This is a genomic window from Streptomyces stelliscabiei (assembly GCF_014873495.1).
Classification (GTDB): domain Bacteria; phylum Actinomycetota; class Actinomycetes; order Streptomycetales; family Streptomycetaceae; genus Streptomyces; species Streptomyces bottropensis.
Genome location: NZ_JADBGF010000001.1, coordinates 9,897,053 through 9,915,791, shown reverse-complemented (window position 1 = coordinate 9,915,791; position 18,739 = coordinate 9,897,053). Strand labels below are relative to the sequence as shown.

Here is an 18,739-nt window from a genome sequence, read left to right as displayed (position 1 = left end):
TGGACTGTGCTGTCGCTGACTCGATGACCGGTACAAGGAGGCTGAGCCACATGCTCGTTCTGGGCCGCTCGCAGGTCGAGGCACTGCTCGACCCGGACGCGCTGATCGATGCCATGGCCACGGCGATGGCGGACCTCAGCGCGGGCCGGGCCTCCGTCCCCGACCGCGTCGCCGCCCTGGTGCCCGAACGCGACGGCTTCCTGGCGGCCATGCCCGGCTTCGTGCCGTCGAGCGGCGTACTCATGACCAAGCTCGTCTCACTCTTCCCGCACAACGACGGGGCACGGTGGCCCACACATCAGGCGCTGATCGTGGCCTTCGATCCGGACACCGGCGAACCCGCCGCGCTGCTGGACGGCACGGCCATCACGGCGGCGCGGACCGGCGCCTGCTCCGCGCTGTCCGCGAGACTGCTGGCCCGCGAGGACGCGTCCGTGCTGGCGGTGCTCGGCACCGGCGTACAGGCCCGGTCCCATGCCCGCGCGATGTGCCGGGTCCGCCCGATCCGGCAGATCCGCGTCGCCGGCCGGGATCCGGCGAAAGCGGCCGTCCTCGCCGAGGAGCTCTCAGCCGTACTGGACTCCGAGATCCGTGCGGTGTCCCACTACGCGGAGGCCCTCGACGGAGCGGACATCGCCGCCGCGACGACGCACGCGGTCGAACCCGTGATCCGCCGTCCCTGGCTGACACCCGGGGTGCACATCACGTCCGTGGGATACAACCTGGCCGGCCGCGAGATCGACGACGCCACGATCGCCGAGGCGCTGGTGTGCGTCGAATCGCGTCAGGCCGTGCTCGCTCCGCCTCCTGCGGGCAGCAACGACCTGCTCGTCCCGATCCGCGACGGCCTCATCACGGCCGACCACGTGCACGCGGAACTGGGCGAACTCATCGCCGGCAGCAGACCGGGGCGCACGGATCCGGACCAGATCACCCTCTACAAGTCGGTCGGCGTGGCGGCGCAGGACGCGGCGGCCGCGGCTCTGGTCCTCGCCTCCGCCCGGGAGCGGTCGGTCGGCGAGGAGATCACGCTGTGGTGATGCCGATACGAGCACGGATCACGGCATCTGTAGTGGCTGACGCATGTCCGGGCCGCGCGGTGGGCCTGGAGCGTGTGGAGCGGCCCGTCCCCACCCCGCCGGAACCGCCCGCGACTTGTGGTCGTCTTGTGCGCTGACTGTGCACGAAGCGGGATACGGGGGACGATGTGATGCGGAACGTGACGAAGGCCGGTCTTCTGGCCGTGGCCATGGTGACGGTGCTCGGGGCCTCGGCCTGCGGCGGGGAGGCCGGCGGGTCCGGCGGAACGCTCTCCGCGCACGGGAAGGGGAAGTCGAGGTCGGCGGTGTCCTCGGGGGGCGGGAAGTCGTCCGGCTCGGCGTCGGCGTCTGCTGACAGCGTGGAGAAGATGTCCGGGACGGCGCGGACCTCGGGACCGCTCCTCACCCGAAAGGTGCCGTGGAATCTCGACATCCTGGATCAGCGGTCGCGTCCGTTGAACGGAAGGCTCACCACCACCGCCACGGGCCAGGGTGTCCACGTCTATGTGATCGACACCGGAATGGACATCGCGCACAAGGAGTTCGGCAAACGCGCCCGCCTCGGCGCCGACTTCGTGGGCCCGAAGGACTCCGGTGACTGCTTCAGCGAGGAGGGGACCGGTCACGGCACGTTCGTCGCGGGGATCATCGCGGGAGCGAAGTACGGGGTGGCCCCCAAGGCTCAACTGGTACGCGTCCAGGGCGTCCTGTGCGAGAGCCAGGGCGGCGGTTCCCAGGCGGCGGCCGAGAAAGCCGTGGTGAAGTCCGTCAAGTGGGTCATCGCGCATGCGCAGAAGCCGGCGGTGGTGAACATGTCGCTCAACTTCGGGCACCGGTCGTCGTCCGTGGACGCCGCCGTGAAGAAGATGGTCGACGCGGGGATCCCGACGGTGGTGTCGGCCGGCAACTACAACGACGACGCCTGCAAGCACTCCCCGTCCGGCGTTCCCGGCACGATCGTCGTGGCGGCCTCCACGTCGAAGGACCGTGTGTGGAGCGACGGCGGCTCCTACGGATCGGGGTACGGGCGGTGCGTGGACCTGTACGCCCCCGGGCAGAAGGTGACGGCCGCCCTCGCCGGCGGCGGTACGGTCACGGAGACCGGTGGCGCGACGTCCTGGGCGGCCCCCCATGCGACCGGTGTGATCGCGCTGTACCTGTCGGCACACCCCCACGCCACGGCTCGCGAGGTCCACGTCTGGCTCGACCACGCGGCGACCCGGGGCGTCGTCGGCGGCGTCCGCTCCGACACGCCCAACCGGCTGCTCTTCACCGGCGGCCTCTGAGGCGGGCCTCTGACCGGGCCTGTCCTCGGCCACGGCTCCCTCGGCTCCCACCGAGGTGCGGAGGTAGCACTGCGGTACTGCCCCCCGCTCGACGATGCGCCTCCCCGGTACCGGGTCTGACCCGCCATCACGTCCTATCGTGGGACCGGCCTCCAGGGTTCAGCGCTCCGACCCGGTGTCCGCCGGCGAGGAGCGCACGAGGCCCCGGTGTCCGCACGGCGGCCCGGCCCCTCTGAACAGAAAGACGCAGATGTCCCCCACCAAGCGCATCCTGATCATCGTCACCAGCACCGGCGAGTACGAGAAGGTCGGTTACCGCACCGGCCTCTGGCTGGGCGAACTGACCCACTTCTACGACGTCGCCGAGCAGGCCGGCTTCGAACTCACCATCGCGAGCATCGAAGGCGGCGCCGTGCCGCTCGACCCGGAGAGCCTCGCCCACAACGTTCTCAGCGATCTCGGCACGGACAAGCGGTACGCCGACCGCGCGTTCATGGACGAGCTGAAGCACGTCACCGCCGTGAGCGAGGTCGACGTCGACGACTACGACGCCATCTACCTCACCGGCGGTCACGGCGTGATGTTCGACTTCCACCAGAGCCAGGCGCTGGAGACGCTCATCGCCCGGTTCCACGAGACCGGCCGGATCGTGTCGGCGGTCTGCCACGGTCCGTGCGGTCTGCTCGACGTCACCCTGAGCGACGGCGAACCCCTGGTGAGGGGCAGGAACGTCACCGGCTTCTCCTGGCGGGAGGAGGAACTCGCACAGCGCGCCGACGCCGTCCCCTACAGCCTCGAAGACCGGTTGAAGGAACTCGGCGCGCACTACAGCATCGCGGAGAAGCCCTTCGACACATACGTCGTCGAGGACGACCGTCTGATCACCGGACAGAACCCGGGCAGCGCCAGGGCCGTCGCCGAGGCGGTGGTCCGCCGACTCACCTGAGCACCGGCCGCGCAGGGGGCCGCCCGGCGCCGCCGGGTGGTCCCGCACGCGGGCTCGACGGCGACGTCCGCGAGCCGCCCCGGGGTGCGCCACGAACAGCTGCGACACCACAACGGCACGCACGAACGTCGGCCGGAAAGCCCCTGCTCGTCGCGGACCCGCTGACTTCACCCGAGCCGGGTGCACGCGGGAACGGCGGTTGCATAACCTGGGGTTCGCTTGATCACACCACCCCCCAAGGAGCGTGCACGTGAGCCATTCCCCTGAGGGCCCCGCCGTCCTCGGCCGCAGAATCGTCGGCCTCACCGTCCCGGTCGCCGTGGCGGCGCTGCTCACCGCGGCGGGACCCGCCACCGCGGCGGGACAGGCGGGCACCCCCGGCGTCGGCGACCCCTACTTCCCGCTCGCCGGGAACGGCGGCTACCACGTGACCCACTACGGTCTGACGCTCGGTTACGACACGACGAGCCGTCACCTCACCGGTAAAGCGGTCCTCACCGCCCGTGCCACCCAGCACCTGTCCCGCTTCGACCTCGACCTCAAGGGCCTCAAGATCACCGGCCTGACCGTCGACCGGGCCAGAGCCGCCTACAAGCGCAGCGGACAGGAGCTCGTCATCACGCCCCGGCGCGCGCTGGACAAGGGACGGACGTTCCGTGTCACCGTCACCTATCAGGGCAAGCCCGGTCCGGTCACCGACCCCGACGGCTCCCTCGACGGCTGGATCCCCACCGACGACGGCGCGTTCGTCGCCGGCGAACCCCAGGGCGCCATGACCTGGTTCCCGGCCAACAACCACCCGCTGGACAAGTCGTCGTACGACATCACGATCACCGTCCCCAAGGGGCGCACCGCCGTCTCCAACGGCGTCCTGCTCGGACAGAAGACCCGCAACGGCAAGACCACCTTCCACTGGCGGCAGAAGGAACCCATGGCCGCCTACCTCGCCACCGCGACCATCGGGAAGTTCAAGGTCAAGCAGTACACGACCCCCGGCGGAATCAAGGTCTACGACGCCGTCGACCCGCGCCTCACCAAGGAAGCCACACCTGTCCTGAAGCGGCTGCCGGCCGTACTGGAGTGGGGAAGCAAGCTGTTCGGGCCCTACCCGTACCGCGCCGCCGGCTCCATCGTCGACCACGCCCCCACGGTCGGCTACGCCCTGGAGACGCAGACCCGGCCCGTCTACAGCAGCGCACCCGACCTCATCACTCTGGTCCATGAGAGCGCCCACCAGTGGTTCGGTGACTCCGTCACCCTCACCTCCTGGAAGGACATCTGGCTCAACGAGGGCTTCGCCGGTTACGCCGAATGGCTCTACGCCGAACAGCACGGCGGCCCCAGCGCCCAGCGGACCTTCGACGACCTGTATGCCACCCCCTCCAAGGACTCCCTGTGGGCGTTCCCGCCCGGCAACCCCGGCAGCGGCGCCAAGATCTTCGAACGCCCGGTCTACGACCGAGGCGCCATGACCCTGCACGCCCTGCGCACCGCCGTCGGTGACCGTGTCTTCTTCCGCCTCCTGCGCTCCTGGGCCACACAGCAGCGCAACGGACACGGCACCACCGCCCAGTTCCAGCGGCTCGCGGAGCAGCTCTCCGGGAAGGACCTCGCTCCGCTGTTCCACAAGTGGCTCTATGCCCAGGGAAAGCCCGGCACCCCCTGACAGCCACAGCGGAACGGAAGCCGGATGTGGGTGCCGACGCTCGGACGCTCAGGTGGGCCACTCACTCGTCGCCTGTCCCCGGATCTCTCGACGAAAGTCGATCGGGGACCGGCCCGTTCGCTGCATGAAGTACTTGTTGAACTGGGAGGTCGTGACGAAGCCGAGGTGGTCCGAGATCTGTGCCGCGGTCTCGTCGCCGTGCGCCAGCAGACGTTTCGCCTCCAGCACCACCCGGCGGTGTGGGCCCGGAGTTCGTCGACGACGCCTACCTGCCCGCGGGCTGACGCCTGGGGAAGTGGCTCGACGACGCGCCCGCGGACAGCGCCTTGCGCGTGGTGGAGATCGGGGCCGGATTCCATACCCCCGGCGTCATCCGTCGGCCCATGGAGAAGCTGGTGCGCCAGACCTCACGGGCCCGGCTCGTCCGGATCAACCCCGCCCATCCCGATGTTCCGTCGGACCTCGGTTCGCGAGCGCTGTCCGTTCCCCTCGGAGCGGACCAGCTGCTCGACGGACTCCATCCCTGACGCACGGCGCCGGCGCACCCTCGTCACCCCAGGCAGCGCACCCGCGTCCCCACAGGACGTCACCACAGAAAGTGAGGCAATGCCATGTCCCTGGCATCCGGGACCTCCGTCCCCACCATCGCCGTCACCGGCTCCACCGGCCGCCTCGGCGGGCGTGTCGCCCGGCGGCTGGCCGAGCGGGGTGTCCCGCAGAGACTCCTGGCCCGCAGCCCGGAACGCACTCCACGCCTTCCCGGCGCGGTGGCCGCACGGGCCGACTACGGCGACCGGGACGCCGTACGCAAGGCCCTCACCGGCATCGACACCGTCTTCATGGTCTCCGCCTCCGAGAGCGCCGACCGGCTCGCCCAGCACAAGGCGTTCGTGGACGCCGTGGAGGAGGCAGGTGTCCGGCACCTGGTGTACCTCTCCTTCTACGGCGCGGCGGCGGACGCCACGTTCACCCTGGCACGCGACCACTTCCACACCGAGCAGCACATCCGCGGGAGCGGCCTGGCGTACACCTTCCTCCGGGACAACCTCTACGCGGAGTTCGTCCCGGACCTCGTAGGCGAGGACGGCGTCATCCGTGGCCCGGCCGGGCACGGGCGCGCCGCGTTCGTCGGTCAGGACGACATCGCCGACGCCGCCGCGACGGTGCTGCTCCGGCCCGACGACCACGCGGGCACGGCCTACGACCTGACCGGACCCGAGTCCCTCGCACTGGACGAGGCGGCCGTCATCCTGTCCGAGCTGCTCGGACGCACCGTCACCTACCAGCAGGAGACGGTCGAGGAGGCCTACGCCTCACGCGCCTCCTACGGCGCTCCGCCGTGGCAGCTGGACGCCTGGGTGTCCACCTACACGGCCATGGCGTCCGGCGAACTCGACGGAGTCAGCGACGCCGTTCCCCGCCTCACCGGCCACCCCGCCACTCCCCTCGCCGACGTCGTCCGCGCCGCACGGGGCTGACTCCTACCAGGGCCGGCGACAGGGTGCGTCCGGCCGCCCCGGATACAAAGAGTGTCGCTCATTGACTATCAGAAGGCGCTATTCATCTGGGTGAGCGTGGTGTTCACCGTGTTCGAGGACGACGACGAACGGGTCTATCGGGAGGCACTCGGCGCAGGCGCGCGGTGAACGCGGCCGTCGCCCCGGCCGCCGGGGTCGGCGTCACCCTTTGCCGCTCGTTCTGCCGGGTGCGATAGTGGTGCGCTGCGAAATCGGCGGAGCATACGGGGGGCACGATGGGCCAGGCGGTGACCGCGGCCATGCTGCAGGTGGAGGACGTGCACAAGTCGTACGGGCGGGGCGCCGGCGCCGTTCACGCGCTGCGTGGCGTCTCCTTCGAGGTTCCCCGGGGGGAACTCGTCGCTCTGAAGGGGCGCTCGGGCTCGGGCAAGACCACCCTGCTCAACGTCGTCGGTGGTCTGGACGAGCCGGACAGCGGACGCGTCACCGTCGACGGGCTGCACCTGGGGGACCAGGGTGAGGACGCCCTCCTCGCGCTGCGCCGGGAGCGCATCGGCTTCGTCTTCCAGTCGTTCGGGCTCATCCCCATCCTCACCGCTGCCGAGAACGTGGGTGTGCCGCTGCGGTTGAGGAAGGCGGACCCCCGCGAGCGGCGGGAGCGCGTCGAACTGCTGCTGTCCCTGGTGGGACTCGCGGACCATGCCGAGCAGCGCCCCGGTGAGTTGTCGGGCGGCCAGCGCCAACGCGTCGCCGTCGCCCGCGCCCTGGCCAACAGTCCCTCGATCCTGATCGCCGACGAGCCGACCGGTCAGTTGGACGCGGAGACCGGGCACTCCGTGATGGAACTGCTGCGCGCGGTCGTCCGCAGCGAACGGATCACGGCGCTGGTGGCCACCCATGACACGACACTTCTCGACCTCGCCGATCGTGTGCTGGAGCTGAGGGACGGCGAGATCACGGAGTTCTAGGGCCGGTTGCGTCGTCCGGGCGGACGGCGATGTGGTCCGGTTCCAGTTCCAGGGCGACGCGGTCGCGCATCCCGAGGGCCCGGGTGTACTCGGCGGGCAACTGGAGGCGGCCGGCCCGGTCGAGCATGGCGTATTCGCGGGCGACCAGGTTCTCCTGGCCGGTCGTGGAGTCGACCTCGCTGTGGCGCAGGACCTCGGTCGCCGTACGGCCGTCCCGGATGGCGACCGTACGGCGGACCTCCTCGGCGACGGACTGGTCGTGGGTGACGATCACGATGGTGGTCCCCAGCTCCTCGTTGGCGGTGCGGAACGCGGCGAAGACCTGTTCGGCGGTGTGCGAGTCGAGTTCGCCGGTGGGTTCGTCGGCGAGCAGGACCGCGGGGTCGTTGGCGAGGGCGACCGCGAGGGCGACGCGCTGCTGCTGGCCGCCGGACATCTGGTGCGGCCGGCGGTCACGGCAGGCGGCGACGTCGAGGATGTTCAGGAGTTCCATGGCGCGGTCGGCCCGGTCGCGGTGCCGGCCTCCGGCGCGAGCCAACTGCAGGGGCAGGGCGACGTTCTGTGCGGCGGTGAGGTAGGGCAGGAGGTTGTGTGAGGTCTGCTGCCGGACGAAGCCGACGGTCCTGCGGCGGTAGGCGAGGCGTTCCTTGGCGGACATGGTGACCAGGTCGTGGTCGGCGACGCGGGCGGCGCCGGCGGTGGGTCTGTCCAGTCCGGCCAGGATGTTCATGAGCGTGGACTTGCCGCTGCCGGAGGCGCCGACCAGGGCCATGAGTTCGCCCTTGCGCACGAGGAGATCGAGGCCCTGAAGTGCCTGGACCTCCACGCCGTCGGCCGAGAAGATGCGCACCAGCCGGTCGCAGGTGATCAGGGCGTCGTGCCCGTAGGCGGCGGCGTCGCGCTCGGCGAGGGCACGGTCGGCGAGTTCGTGGAAGGTCGGGCTGCTGGTCATCGGCTGCTCCTGGGCGGTCGGAGGGACACGGGCCGGTGCCGGAAGGGGCTTGGTCGCGAGGTCGTGGTCACGGTCTAGTCGTCACCGAGCCTCAGTTCGCGCACCGAGCCGCGCCGGCCGGCCCACCACGCCTGACCGGCGGGCACCCCGATCGCCAGGAACAGCACGGTGAGCGCCGGAAGGGTCAGCGAGAGCGGATCGGTGCGCAGCGCGGCGCCCTCCAGAGCGGACGGGGAGGCCAGGGCGATGGTCGTGAGGTCGACCCCGGGCGAGAGCAGGTGGATGGCGGCCCAGCCGGTCAGCATGCCTCCGGCCGCGGCCAGGAACGCCTGGGGGAGGGCCGTGAGAATCAGCAGCCGACGGCCCTGGGAGCGGGTCATGCCCATCGTGCGCAACCGGGCGAGCAGGGCTCCGCGTTCGGGCGCGGTGCGCAGCACGGTCAGCACGAGGGCGAGGACCGCGTAACCGGCGCCCGCGGCGACCGCGACACCGTACAGGCGCTCCGCGCCGGACTGCAGCGGTGAGTCGACGTGTCGATCGCGTTCCTCGGTGCGCAGCCGGACGGTGGCCGCGGTGCCCTTCGTCGCCGAGCGCAGCGCCCGGCCGTTCAGGGTGTCGCCGGTCAGCAACAGGGTCGTCGTGGGCGCGGCGGTACGGGGAAGGGCGGCGCGGTCCACGATCAGGAAGTCGTCGCCGAAGACGGCGGGGGTGTGTTCGCGGACCAGCACGATCCGGACGGTGACGGAGGTGCCGTCCGGGAGTGAGAGGGAGTGCGGGCCGGTACCGTACTCGTCGGCCACGCGAGGTGAGGCCAGCGCGGGCAGGGGCCGGTCGGTGCTCCCCCGCGTACCGGCGTCCTTCTCCTTCGTGCCGGCGTCCTTCCACGCGAGGCTCGACGCGTCGAACGGGCCCAGGCCCATGCGGTGCGACAGGTGCGCGTACGCGCCGGGGTCCACACCGGCCAGCGGGAGCGGCTGGATGCCTCGTTCCGGCTTGGCGTCGTAGATGACGCTCGCTTCGGTCATGTCCTGTACGCCGGGCAGCCGGCGTACGCGGTCGGACAGGGTTCGCGGCAGCTCACCGGTGATGGTCTCGACGCGGCCGTCGGCGCCGACGTCGAGGAGCGCGGCCCGGTCGCGGGCCTCCGTGACCCCTGCCAGGACCGAGCCGCCGAACGCGGCCGTGGTCAGGGCGCTGAGCAGGGCGAGCAGGGGCAGTACGGCGAAGCCGGGAGCGCGGGCCACCTGCGCCAGCGACAGCGGGACCAGCAGGCCGCGCATGCGCGTGCTCGCCCTGCTCAGTGCGCGCAGCGGCAGGGGGTGCAGGCGTGCCAGCAGCAGCGCCGCGACCACGCCCGTCAGCAGCGGGGCGGCCGCCACCAGAGCGGTGCTGCCGGATCCCTGTCGGCGCAGTGCGACGACCGCCCCCGACGCGATCACCAGCACGGTCAGTTCCGCCACCGTGCGGCGCCGCGACGGCCGGGCGGCGGTGAGGTCCTCCCGGCCGTCGTGCAGCCGTACCGTGCGGTGCGCCACCACGGCGCGCAGGGGCAGCGCGACGCAGGCGAGGAGGGTGACGGCGAGGGCGGCGACGACGGGGGGCGCGGTACGGGCACCGGGCAGGGCGAGCAGTGCGGCACTCAGCCCGAGGGCGCCGGCCGGCACGGCCACCACGGACGTCTCCGCCAGCAGCCGCGCGGCCAGGCCGGTCGGTGAGGCGCCACGGGCCTGCAGCAGGGCCAGCTCGGCGCGGCGGCGATCGGCTGCCACTCCGCCGGCCATGGCCAGGACGATCACGGCGAGGCTGCCGGTCCCGACGGCGGCGAGCAGAAGCAGCGGGTCGATCCCCGACCGCAGCCGGGCGTGGTCCGCGAGAACCTCGTCGAGGTTCGTCTGGGCCTCCAGGCTCTGGTCGAGGTCCGCCCGCAGTCGCTGCACTCCGGGGCCCGACTCCAGGGCCGCCACGGCGGACGTCAGACGGTCGAGATCGTGGCCGCGCAGGGTGGCGATGTCGGGGGCCACGTTCCAGTACCGCTCCGGGCGGCCGGTGGTGCCCAGGAGGGCCGGGCCGGCATCGGGGGCGAGAAGCAGGCCGCCGAACCAGTGGACCTCCCCCGGGAGGCGTCCGGACTGGTGGCTCAGGGCGGGGGTGCGCAGCACCGGCAGGGCCGACCAGTAGGCGCCCTCGGGCGCGCGCGGGACGACGATCCCGGTGATCCGGACCGCGAGCGGGGCGCGTCCCGAGCCCGGTATGTGGATGACCGAGCCCACGCGGATCTTGAGCGTGCGGGCGGTTTCCACGGTGACGGCGGCCTCGACCTGCGCGGTCGCCGGCGCGCCCGTGGTGCGGGGCAGCCGGCCCGCGCCGACTCTGGCGTGCGAGCCCAGCTCCTGCTGGGCGGCGAGCACCAGTTGGGCGGGGCGGCCGCCCGGCTGGGGAAGCCAGGGGTCGGGCACCTCCAGGGGGACGGTCGTGCGCACGCCGTACGACGACTGCGCGCGGTCGGGGACCAGCGGTGCCTCGGCGGTGTCGAGGACCTTGGCCCGCGCCGCCGCCAGCGGACCCGGGCGCAGGGCTGCCTCGATCTCCCCGACCGTGTCCATCCAGGGCAGGGGGACCTGTACCTGAACGGTCGTCTGATCGGGCCCGGCCTGCTCGACCGCCCGGAGCAGTCCGGCGTCCCCGTACCGGTCGACGGCACGCGGGTAGGCGGCGGCCAGTGCCGCGGTCACGGCCACCAGGAGGGCGAGGGCCAGGGACGTACCGGCGAAGGTCTGCAGGCGGGTCCACAACCCCGCCCGTACGCGCGGCCTCCCCGCGTTCGTCCCCCCGTCCTGAGGGGGTACCGGCTGCTCGGTCACTGCGTCACCTCGTCCCTGAGAGCCATCACGGGCTTCGCCCGCCGCAGCGCGAGGGCCACGGTCACGAGGGCGGGGCCCGCCGCGAGGGCCGCCAGCAGGACGGCCAGCGGCAGGGGCGGGAGTTCGACCAGCACCGGTGGGACCGGCCGGGTGGCCTGCCCGGTCAGGACGACGAGGGGAACCAGCGCGCGCGTCAGTACCATGCCGAGGGCCGTGCCGACCAGCAGCGCCAGCGCCACCAGCACGCCGTGCTCCACGGCGACCATACGGGCCAGCCGGCGACGCGGTGTCCCCAGGGCGCGCAGCACGGCGAACTCGCCGTCCCGGGTACGCATGGCCCCCGCCGCGCTCACCGCGAAGCCGAGCGAGGCGAAGAACACCGTCACCGCCGCCGCCCCGGTCAGCGCCGCTTCCGGTGCCGCCCCGAAGGGGTCCTCGCGCAGCTCCGCCGCTATCTCGTCGCGCACCGTCACCTGCTCCGGATCGACGTCGGGCAGGGCCCGCACGGCCGCCGCGGTGGCACGGGGCGCCTCGGTGCTCAGCCACCATTCGGTGGGCTTCGCGCTGGTTCCGAAGCGGGCCTGCAGCACCAGGTTCACGGCCCGCAGGTCGACCAGCAGGGCCCCGCCGTCCTGGGTGGTGGCTTCCGTCGTGGGCAGGGCGCTCGCGGTGCGGACGATGCGTACGGGCACGGAACGGCCGTCGAACGTCACCTTCACGCGTTGTCCTACGCGCGCGCCGGACGCGATGAGGTACCGCTCGGTGGCGACCGCGACGATCTCGGGCGCCGTGGGCTGGGCGACCTCGAGCCGGACCTCCAGCGGCAGGGCGGGCGGCGAGATGCCGGACTGCTGGTACCCGGTGCCGTACGTGAGGGTGACGGGTGCCGTCGATGTGAGCCGGGGGCGGGTCGGCCGGGCGTCGTCGTCGGGTGGGGCGGCGGCCGAGTCGGCCTCGATCGCGGTCGTCCACTTCGTCGGCCAGGTCAGCCGCCGGGTGTCACCGTCGCCCGTGGTCGCCGTGAGCGAGCCGAGGACCAGGCGGTGCCGGTGGGCACGGTCGGTCGGCTGCGGCGTACTCAGCTTGAGTCCGATCAGCGTCAACGGGCCCCGGGCGCCGCTCAGATCCGGGCTCAGCCGGTGCGGGCGGCCATCGGCGGCGAGGTGGCCGGACGGTATCTCGTAGGAGGTTCCGTGACGGTCCCCCACCGTGAGCGTGACGTCCGCGTCCTCCTCGGGGCCGGTGCTGTGCAGGGCAGCGGTCAGACTGAGCCGGGTCGTGCCCTTCGGCACCTCGACACCTGCCGACGCACTGCGCGGCGCGAGCCCGGCGAGCAGCGGACCGTCCGTCAGATCGCTTCGCGCCAGCACCGCCCCGGCCGCCTCCGTCGTGTTCAGGGCCAGGACGGTCGCACTGCGGCTGCCGGACAACGGCACGGCGCTCCGCACCGCGGGGATCACCGCATCGACGTACGGGAGGTCCGCGTAGACGTCCGTACGGCCCAGGCCGCCGCCCCCGGCGGACTTGACGCGTACATCGGCGCCCGCGCGGAAGTCGGCCTGGTCGGCCTGGGAGCGGTGCCAGGAGGCGTTCTGCCCGATCGCCATCACGCCCAGCGCCACGGAGACGACCAGGAGCAGCACCGGCCCCGCCCCCCGCATCGGTCGGCGGCTGAACTGCCAGCCGACCATGGCCGCGGTCAGCCCGTGGCCGCGGGTCACCAGCCGCTCGCCGACACGCGCCAGGACGGGCAGCAGCCGCAGCACCAGGACCGTTCCCGCGAGCAGCACCAGAGCGGGCGCCGCCACCAGCAGCGGGTCGACGCCGAGGACCCCCTCGCGGTCGGCGCTGACGGCGCCGGAGTCCTGGCTGCCGAGCAGCCACAGGGCGACACCGGCCACGGACAGCAACCCGACGTCCGCGCCGGCGCGCAGCGGCGCGGCCAGCGCCCCCGTCCGCGCCCCGACGGTGCCCGTGGCGGACGCCCGCCACGCCGGAACAGCCACCGCCAGCGCACACAGCGCGGCCACGCCCGCGGTGACCACCCACACCTCGGCACGGCCCGCGACCGGCACGTCGACACGTATCCCGGCCCGGCCCAGGGCACCCTGCCCGACCAGCAGCCGCGTCAACGGCCCCGACGACAAAGGTGCCACCACCACCGCCGGTACAGAGATCAGCACGGCCTCCAACGCGGCCAGGCCCGCCAGCCGTGCCCGGGTGGCACCGCGCGCCCGCAGCAACCGGGTCTCGGCCGTGCGCTCGGAGCTGAGCGACCGCGCGACGAGCAACAGGGCGCAGGCCGCGAGCAGTCCGAGCTGACCGGCGACGATCAGCATGCTGGAGCGCGTGACGAGCAGGGAGCGTTCGACCCGGTCCAGCACCTCGGGCAACGCGGTGTCCGCCGCCGTCGCACCGCTGAGCGAGGGCTCCTTGCGCAGCGCCGCGCTCCCCGAGCGGGCGGCCTCGCGCAGCGCGTCGATCCGCTCCGTGGTGAGCGAGGAGTAGTCGGCCGAGGCCAGCCACCCCGACGCGCCGACGCTGACCCGCCCCGACGCCGGCACGCCCGCGGCGGTGAGCAGGGGGCCGTACGTGGTGAAGCTCGACGCCTGCACACCCCGGCCGCCCAGGTCGTCCAACCGCCAGTAGGGTGCCCGGACATCCACCGGCCGGTACACGCCGGTGATCAGCACGCGCACCGCCGGGCCGTGCAGCTGGTCGGTGACGGTCAGCCGGTCGCCGGGGCCCACCTTGAGCCGTCGGGCGGCGCTCTGCGGCAGTGCCGCCTCGATGGTCCCGGCACTGGCCGCCTCACGGGGCAGGCGGCCGGCGACGGTCCGCACTTGCGTGCGGTCCAGGGCGGCGAAGTAGGTGAGGTCCGGGTTCTCGCTCCGCTCGGAGGCCGGCCGCAGGGCGGGCGGCAGGGCGTAGGGGCCGGACCTCATCAAGGTCCGCACCCGAACGGGCAGCCCGTCGAACATGGTTCGGGCGCCCGCCCGCACGGCGTCGTCGGCCGCCTTCCGTTCGTCGGCCGGCACGTCGGCCTTGAGCACCAACGCGGCCTCGGCGGCGGTGCGTTGCTCGGCGAGCGACCGCCGCAGTGCCGCGTCACCCATCGCGCCCGAGTAGGCGGTGAGCGCGGCCAGCACGGCTGTGGTCAGCAGCACGGTCAGCAGCACGGCACCGACAAGCACGCGGTACGCCCACGCTCGCAGCACGACGAAGCGCAACGCGCCCGCAGGCAACGCTCGTTCCCCCACCAAACCCCCCGGTTTTCCACCACACGCACCGGGCCGTTGTGCGGCGTGGGTGGCGTGCGGGTGCAGAGAGCATTGTAGGACCGACTTTGGTCATCCTGTGATCGAATGCGGCACGTTTTGTACGGCACGACCACGTAGCCGTTTTCGCCCCGCCCCGGCCGAAAGCCGATGGCCGCCCTCGGTATCCACGGCAGGGCTTCCCCACAACAGCGTCTATGTTGGTCACCATGTCCGTCGACCTCGTGGGAACAGTGCACACTCCGGTGCCCTTGGACGTGCTCGTCGACGCGGCCGGGAAGACGCTGGCACGCCTGCTCGGTATGCAGGCGGCCCCCGTCATCGAGGTCGTCACTGAACGAAAATCCGAGCGGGGACGCCCAGTCCACGAAGGCCGTCGTCTTCTGCGCCAGGAACTCGGCACCCTGCTGATCGGCGAGCGCCCCACCCACTCCGCCGGCCAGCGTCCGCACGAGCGCGACTTCGACTTCCGCGTAGCCGGAGGGGAGGACACCGTGGGACTGATCGTGTTCGACCCGTGCGAGGTGCTGGACCACCAGGCGTCGAACGACCAACTTGAGCCCGTGGAGGCGGTGTTCAGCCCCCCACGGACGTGTGTCGGCGTGGTGACCGCGACGGCCCTCGCACTGGCAGCCGGCAGCCTGGGCGGTGGCCGGTTCGTCGACGCCGAGATCTCCATGTTGCCGAGGCCCGAGTCGAATCCCGCGCGCATGGTCGAGCTCACGCGGCTGCCCGACCGGGGCGACGACTTCGTAGAACGGTGCGAGCGCTTCATGCGTCAGTTCGCCCGGCTGAACGGCTGGCCCCGGGATGTGCGCCTGCCCCCTGGTCCGGAAACTGCTGCCTGACCGCCTCACGGTCAAGGAGCCGGTGCCGGAGACAGAAGGCGGTGGTCTCCCCTGTGTCAGAACCCGGGGAAGACCCGCCTCAGGTCGTCCAGCGTCAAGGCCTCTCCGGTGAGGGTCACGCTCGCCGGTGTGTACGCGGGCGCGTGGCGGCCCGTCATGAGGCGCAGCCACCACTCGGCGGGCGCGCTCAACGCCACGTCGGGCACGGCCGAAGGGTCGCCGAGCGCGACCGTCTCGCCGAGGTCGACCCGGAAGGACCTGTCGGGTGAAGTGGTCCGTATCGCGAGGCGGACCGGACGGCCGTCCACGGCGTCAGCCTGGCCGAGGCGGCCGATGAGCAACCCGGTCTGGCCGAGCAGGGGTCCCCTCGCGACGGGCGCCGGGCACGGCCGCCGGGTCGAAGGTGACCTCGACGTCCCAGGTGTGAAAGGTGACCTCGCCGAGCCGCAGGCCCGCCAACGTGGCCACGTCCACAGGCACATGCAGGAAGCCGAGGGTGATCCGCAACGCCTCGCGTGTCCGCGCGTCCAGGCTCTCGTAGCGGGCGACCAGCTCCTCGTCGGCGGACACGAAGCGCTCGGCCCGCTCGCCGGGGGACATCGCGTCCCACCGTGCCCAGGCCGACTTGTTGAATTCCGCGCCCTTGGGTCCCGTCCCGTCCAAGGCACCGTCGAGGACGGCCCGGCCGGTCACCGCACCGCTGCCCAGGTGACTGAGCACCTGAGACACGTCCCACTCCACGGCCCCGGACTTCCGGGTGAGGTCGGCAGCGTCCAGGCCGCGTACGACAGAGGCCAGGTGGTCATGTCCAGCGTGCAGGGCGGCGATGACCTGGTCGGCGCGTTCAGCGGTGTTGCTCATGCTGCATCTCCGTGGCTCACGTAGGGAGGGTCGCGGCCGAGGCGGGGCGGCCGACGCGAGGCCGCGGGCCGGGAAGGCCGGGGCGTGACCGGGCGGAATGGCGAACAGGCGCCGGTGCCACGCGCCACGGTCAACGACACCGCACCGCACCGCCCGCTAAGGTGGAGGCGTAAGCGGACAACCGTCCGAGCTGCACGATGACCGGACGGGCGTCCGTTAAGGCAAGGGCTTCGACGTGAGCCCCGAGGGAGGGCATGTGGATTCCAGGAATGACGGGCCACAGCGGTCGGACGCCCAGCGCAACCGGGAGCGCATTCTCGAGGTGGCACTGGTCGAGCTGTCGCGCTCCGCGGACATCCCGTTGAGCGTGATCGCCAAGAAGGCGGGCGTCGGCCAGGGCACCCTGTACCGCAACTTCCCCAACCGCGAGGCGCTCGTCCTGGAGGTGTACCGCCACGAGGTGCAGCAACTCACTGACGGCGCCGCCGAGTTGCTGAAGACCAGGGAGCCCGATCAGGCCCTGCGCGCATGGATGGACCGCCTCGCCCACTTCATCATGGCGAAGACCGGGATGGCGGTCGCACTGCGTCAGGCCAGCACGAAGGGAGGGAAGGAGCTGTCGGGGTACGCGCTGGTGCGCGAATCGATCGAGACCCTGCTCGACGCCAACCACGAAGCCGGCACGATTCGCCCGGACATGACCGTCGACGACTTCCTCCTCGCCATCGCCGGCATCTGGCAGATCGACATCCGCGGAGACTGGCACGTCCAGGTAACCCGACTACTGGACCTCGTCATGGACGGCCTGCGAGCCGGGGCCCCGGGACGGCGCTGAGAGCCGCCGTCAACTCGCCCGCTCGCCCGCACGCACGTTCTCGGTCGAGGGTTCGACCTTGTTAACCGGATAGCTGTCCGGTACGTTCCTGGGACGGACAGCTATCCGGTTCCATAGTCCTCCCACGCGCCTCGCGTGCGGCCCACCCTGACGAAAGACACTCCTGCCATGAAGCTGCTCATCCTCGGTGCGACCGGCCCGACCGGTCGTCATGTCGTCGACCTGGCCCTGCGCGCCGGTGACTCCGTCACAGCCTTCGTACGCAACCCGGCGGCCCTCGGTGACCTGGCCGCGAAGGTCACCGTGGCCACCGGCGACGCCACATCGCACCGCGACCTCCTCGCGGCCTCGGCCGGGCACGACGCCATCGTCTCCGCCCTCGGCAGGAGCACGTCGATTCGCGCCGACGAACTCTTCACCCGCTCCTCGTCGGCCGTGATCGGTGCGGCCGAGGAGGCCGGTGTCTCCCGCCTGGTGTGGTTGTCGTCGTTCGGCGTCGGCCGGACCTTCGACTCGGCCAGCACTGCCCAGAAGGCCATCTACCGCACGCTGTTGCGGTCCATATACGCCGACAAGGCGATCGCCGACGAGCGCATCCGCTCCAGCGGGCTGGACTGGACCGTGGTCTACCCGACCCGTCTGACGAACGGCCCCGCCAACGGCGTCTACAGTGCGGCCGACCGGCTGCCGATGAAGGGCAACCCGACGATCAGCCGCGCGGACGTGGCCGCCTTCATGCACCTGGCGGTCCACGGCAGCGAGTGGATCCACCGCAGCCCCGTGATCACCGACTGACGCCATCGCTCGCTCAGTTTCTTCAGCCTGCCGTTCTACCTCGACGTGAGAGGAGTCGGGCGAGCGACTCCGTGGGTCGGCAGAGCAAGCCGAGAAGTGGGCTGGTGACCACGAACCAGTGGACACTGATCCGCCCCTGTTCCTTGTCCAGGATCGGTGCGGCTCCCTCGCGGTGTACGTGACGCAGGTATCCACGGCGAATCGGCGCTCCGGCTATCAGCAGCACCGGCGAAGCGACGAGGAGGGCCGCCGGGATCAGGGCCCTCGCCGCGACGAGCTTCGCTCTCTCCTCGTATCGCATGCGCCCAGTGTGCTGATCTTCGTGGGCCCTTGTCAGTCTGTCCTGCCGGATCGATGCCCGCCTTCTGGTGGCGCTCCGGCAGCTGGCCTCTCGTCACGGGCAGGATTCCGCGACCTCAGCGGGTGGGTGCCGCCTCCGGCTCGGCTCGGCTCGGCTCTCAGATAGCGACCCCAGATCTGAGCCTTGCGATAGGGGCCACCCCCTCCGCTGTCGTGCTGTGGTGTGTCGAAGACGACCCAGTACAGCAACTCACCATCCAGCGCCTGCGCATGCTCGTTGGGTTCGGGCGCGCCCAAGGCGTCGATCGTTCCGGCGAACTCGACCTGCCACGGTCCGTCCCAGTCCAGCGCGCGCACGACTGTGACCCGGCTTCCTGGTGCCAGTGCACCCGTGGGCCATGTCCGGCTCACGGGGCGCCCGAGGAGCTCCTCCACCGCCTGGCGGTCGTCCACGTCCGGAGGGAGAGGGGCGGAACTATCTGTCATGGCACCCACTGTGCCCCCGCCGAGTGGCTGGTGAGGGCCGCCGTCCGGTCAGCCCGACCGGACAGTGAGGAATCTCCGCCGGTCGGCGGGCGGTCCCGCCGACCGGCGGCGGCGTCGCCGAAGCCTGCCGGATGGTCCG

16 protein-coding genes are annotated in these 18,739 nt (G+C 71.9%); 10 read left to right on the top strand and 6 right to left on the bottom strand.

Features of this window, described 5'->3' with window-relative positions; translation table 11 throughout:
* The first annotated feature begins 50 nt into the window (after window positions 1–50).
* The 4 genes from H4687_RS43280 to H4687_RS43265 all read left to right on the top strand — a co-directional run bounded on the left by H4687_RS43280 (window position 51) and on the right by H4687_RS43265 (window position 4,938).
* Window positions 51–1,040, top strand: coding sequence for an ornithine cyclodeaminase family protein (locus tag H4687_RS43280; protein WP_046918220.1), 990 nt, complete (start codon window positions 51–53; stop codon window positions 1,038–1,040).
* A 170-nt stretch (window positions 1,041–1,210) separates the two neighbouring features.
* The gene (locus tag H4687_RS43275; RefSeq protein WP_046918219.1) at window positions 1,211–2,326 is read left to right on the top strand and encodes a S8 family peptidase; all 1,116 of its coding nucleotides are present in this window, start codon (window positions 1,211–1,213) and stop codon (window positions 2,324–2,326) included.
* A gap of 250 nt (window positions 2,327–2,576) precedes the next feature.
* Entirely contained in the window at window positions 2,577–3,272 is a 696-nt protein-coding gene (locus H4687_RS43270; RefSeq protein ID WP_046918218.1) for a type 1 glutamine amidotransferase domain-containing protein, read from the top strand.
* Between the two features lie 250 nt (window positions 3,273–3,522).
* Complete coding sequence (locus H4687_RS43265) at window positions 3,523–4,938, top strand: M1 family metallopeptidase (RefSeq protein ID WP_046918217.1); 1,416 nt, start codon at window positions 3,523–3,525, stop codon at window positions 4,936–4,938.
* Between the two features lie 48 nt (window positions 4,939–4,986).
* Here the strand turns inward: H4687_RS43265 and H4687_RS43260 are convergent, their stop codons facing one another.
* Window positions 4,987–5,166 carry a helix-turn-helix domain-containing protein gene (locus H4687_RS43260; protein ID WP_306458957.1) on the bottom strand — a complete coding sequence of 60 codons (180 nt, stop codon included), beginning with the start codon at window positions 5,164–5,166 and terminating at the stop codon, window positions 4,987–4,989.
* A gap of 104 nt (window positions 5,167–5,270) precedes the next feature.
* On the opposite strand from H4687_RS43260, the gene H4687_RS43255 reads away from it, so the two are divergent.
* The 3 genes from H4687_RS43255 (at window position 5,271) to H4687_RS43245 (ending at window position 7,384) form a co-directional block, all read left to right on the top strand.
* The gene (locus H4687_RS43255) at window positions 5,271–5,465 is read left to right on the top strand and encodes a hypothetical protein (protein WP_046918215.1); all 195 of its coding nucleotides are present in this window, start codon (window positions 5,271–5,273) and stop codon (window positions 5,463–5,465) included.
* Window positions 5,466–5,549: 84 nt separating this feature from the next.
* Window positions 5,550–6,416: an SDR family oxidoreductase gene (locus H4687_RS43250; protein WP_046918214.1), complete on the top strand. Its 867-nt coding sequence runs from the start codon at window positions 5,550–5,552 to the stop codon at window positions 6,414–6,416.
* Window positions 6,417–6,691: 275 nt separating this feature from the next.
* Window positions 6,692–7,384 (top strand): ABC transporter ATP-binding protein, encoded by a 693-nt coding sequence (locus H4687_RS43245; protein ID WP_046918213.1) that lies wholly within the window; start codon window positions 6,692–6,694, stop codon window positions 7,382–7,384.
* Here H4687_RS43245 and H4687_RS43240 read toward each other — a convergent pair.
* From H4687_RS43240 to H4687_RS43230, 3 genes are all read right to left on the bottom strand, one after another.
* Window positions 7,371–8,336 (bottom strand): ABC transporter ATP-binding protein, encoded by a 966-nt coding sequence (locus H4687_RS43240; RefSeq protein ID WP_046918212.1) that lies wholly within the window; start codon window positions 8,334–8,336, stop codon window positions 7,371–7,373. The two genes, H4687_RS43245 and H4687_RS43240, sit on opposite strands and share 14 nt — an antisense overlap.
* A gap of 74 nt (window positions 8,337–8,410) precedes the next feature.
* Window positions 8,411–11,197: an ABC transporter permease gene (locus H4687_RS43235; RefSeq protein WP_107082382.1), complete on the bottom strand. Its 2,787-nt coding sequence runs from the start codon at window positions 11,195–11,197 to the stop codon at window positions 8,411–8,413.
* The gene (locus H4687_RS43230) at window positions 11,194–14,442 is read right to left on the bottom strand and encodes an ABC transporter permease (RefSeq protein WP_225966992.1); all 3,249 of its coding nucleotides are present in this window, start codon (window positions 14,440–14,442) and stop codon (window positions 11,194–11,196) included. The genes H4687_RS43235 and H4687_RS43230 overlap by 4 nt, the downstream gene beginning before the upstream one ends.
* Before the next feature lie 242 nt (window positions 14,443–14,684).
* Here H4687_RS43230 and H4687_RS43225 point away from each other — a divergent pair, with 242 nt between their 5' ends.
* Window positions 14,685–15,323 (top strand): hypothetical protein, encoded by a 639-nt coding sequence (locus tag H4687_RS43225; RefSeq protein WP_159026239.1) that lies wholly within the window; start codon window positions 14,685–14,687, stop codon window positions 15,321–15,323.
* 56 nt (window positions 15,324–15,379) lie between these two features.
* On the opposite strand, the gene H4687_RS47080 is transcribed toward H4687_RS43225, so the two are convergent.
* The gene (locus H4687_RS47080) at window positions 15,380–15,631 is read right to left on the bottom strand and encodes a hypothetical protein (protein WP_199813430.1); all 252 of its coding nucleotides are present in this window, start codon (window positions 15,629–15,631) and stop codon (window positions 15,380–15,382) included.
* Between the two features lie 4 nt (window positions 15,632–15,635).
* Window positions 15,636–16,184 carry a maleylpyruvate isomerase N-terminal domain-containing protein gene (locus H4687_RS43220; RefSeq protein WP_199813429.1) on the bottom strand — a complete coding sequence of 183 codons (549 nt, stop codon included), beginning with the start codon at window positions 16,182–16,184 and terminating at the stop codon, window positions 15,636–15,638.
* Window positions 16,185–16,440: 256 nt separating this feature from the next.
* On the opposite strand from H4687_RS43220, the gene H4687_RS43215 reads away from it, so the two are divergent.
* Both H4687_RS43215 and H4687_RS43210 read left to right on the top strand, forming a co-directional pair.
* On the top strand, window positions 16,441–17,019 hold the full coding sequence (locus H4687_RS43215; protein WP_046918208.1) for a TetR/AcrR family transcriptional regulator: 579 nt from the start codon (window positions 16,441–16,443) through the stop codon (window positions 17,017–17,019).
* 168 nt (window positions 17,020–17,187) lie between these two features.
* Window positions 17,188–17,814, top strand: coding sequence for an NAD(P)-dependent oxidoreductase (locus tag H4687_RS43210; RefSeq protein WP_046918207.1), 627 nt, complete (start codon window positions 17,188–17,190; stop codon window positions 17,812–17,814).
* Window positions 17,815–18,739: the final 925 nt, after the last annotated feature.